Origin of the sequence: Erwinia sp. (assembly GCF_049696395.1) — a bacterium.
GTDB lineage: Bacteria > Pseudomonadota > Gammaproteobacteria > Enterobacterales > Enterobacteriaceae > Erwinia.
In genome coordinates this window covers 1-1,834 of the sequence record NZ_JBAVTT010000125.1, presented here as the reverse complement: position 1 = coordinate 1,834, position 1,834 = coordinate 1, and the positions used below count along the sequence as shown (strand labels likewise).

Annotated in this window: 2 protein-coding genes; one reads left to right on the top strand and one right to left on the bottom strand. The window is 53.2% G+C overall.

Annotation, left to right across the window (positions count from 1 at the left end):
- Positions 1-219, bottom strand: a 219-nt coding sequence (locus tag WCC56_RS15825) for a type VI secretion system tube protein Hcp (protein ID WP_424693300.1), incomplete at its 3' end; no start/stop codon positions are given.
- 227 nt (positions 220-446) lie between these two features.
- On the opposite strand from WCC56_RS15825, the gene WCC56_RS15820 reads away from it, so the two are divergent.
- Positions 447-1,556: a suppressor of fused domain protein gene (locus tag WCC56_RS15820; protein ID WP_424693299.1), complete on the top strand. Its 1,110-nt coding sequence runs from the start codon at positions 447-449 to the stop codon at positions 1,554-1,556.
- Positions 1,557-1,834: the final 278 nt, after the last annotated feature.

The window sequence follows — 1,834 nt, the reverse complement described above, 5'->3', positions numbered from 1 at the left end:
GTATAAGTAGGGGCTTGACGAATCGAACTCCTTTTCAAACTGCATTGAGCTGTGCTTACGTGTTCCTGTTAGTTTTCCGCTGTAATCGTCAGTAGGAATGCTCACACCGTGATAGAAGATGACCACTTCAATACTCCCTTCACGATCCTTCACATCAACAGAGCCTTTAATATCTGCTCCGCCATCATCTTTTAGCCAAAGATAGGCAGGAATGGCCATCATTTATATCCTTATATTCCATGATTGTGCCTGATAAAATATCCGGCCTTCAGCCGGGTTAATTATTAACCTTGATCAATATTGCTGGGATTACTGAAGAGATTCGCAGCGTTTTACGACGTGCCCGGCATTTTTGAGACTTTTACCCTTGCCCTGAAGTGGCACATCGGGACATCCTGCCCTATTCTCCGGGAAAAGGATCCCCCCACATCCATCGTCGAGGCTTTATGACACAGTCGTACCGGATTGCTGAAGTCACCAATCAGCAACAAACGCTGATCGCCAGGGTTGAACAGGATGAGCGTGCCGCCTATTTCTACCTTTGGCCCGCCGAAGCGTTCCGCAGTCAGTTTGCGGTGCGTGGCTGTTGGTTGCGCAACTTGCTGCCTGCACCTGCCAGCGAAGACCTCGAGTCAATGGAGCAGGGGATACCGCCCTTACTTAGCGCGGAATACTGCCGCACCTTGCAGGCCGAGCCAATGCTGGATCCGGCTGGATTACAGATTATCTGGGAACCCACCGATGATGGCGCGGCCCTGTGGTATCAGGGGCAATTGCTGGCGGTGATCCCCGGCTGGAGCCTCTATCAGGATAAGCAGGTCAGTTTCTCCGCTGGCTGTATCAAAGAGAATCGTCTTACCGCTCCGCTGGGGTCGGCCTCCACCAACGACTATTATGCTCAGGCTGAAAAGCACCGCCATTTTTGGCGCGACTGGCATGACGGCCATTTATGGGATCCGATGCAGCGTGAGATGATCAAGTGCTACGAAGCGCAGTACGGTGAATCCCTTAAGTACTACTCCATCGACCAGGGCAACTGGCCGCCGATGGCTATTTCCCAGCATTATCATCAGGGCAGCTGGTACTTTCTGACGCTTGGGATGAGCATCCGCCCGATGCCCTGGGTAGATTTTCTGTTTGAGGATCTGGCCGGGCAACACCGCCGGGTTGAGCTGGCAATGGCGATTGACGCTGAAGTGATGACGGAAGACAACGCCGTGCAGATGGCCAGTGCGCTGGCCAGCTTTGCACACTTCCCCTGGGCTCGTTTGAGCTGGCTGGGCGAAGGGCATACGCTGGAATCTTCGGTGGCTCCGGTAGGGTTTGAAGGTTTCCTGCTTTCTGGCGAGCTGAGCGGAGAAGAAGGTCAGTTCAAGCTGCCGAAGCGGGAGGGTGAGAAGGTGAATCTGCTCTGGACCACGCCGGTCACCACCGCTGAACGTGAGCTGGCGGAAGCAGAAGAGAGTGGCGGTAACGAATTGGTCGAAAGATTGCGTCAGGAAGGCTGTAATCACATCTTCCGTCCTCGACCGCAGGTGGTTGATTCACAGAATTAAATTCTGTCAGGCGATCGGTTCCGATCGCCCCTGCCAAATATTTGTCTGAAATGAGACCGATATCACATCAAGTTTCCCTGTCAGCCGCCGTTAACCCGATCAGGCAATTGTGCCTGATTGAGTTGAGTGGGGCTCTTCATGTTAAAAACAACCCAGGCCAGATTTACCCTCCTGATCGTCGGCTTCTTTGCGTTGCTGCTGCTGATCACGGTGGTGGTGATTAAAATGTTTGTTGCGCCCCAGCTCACGACCAATGAGAGTCGTCTGGTGCGTTATGA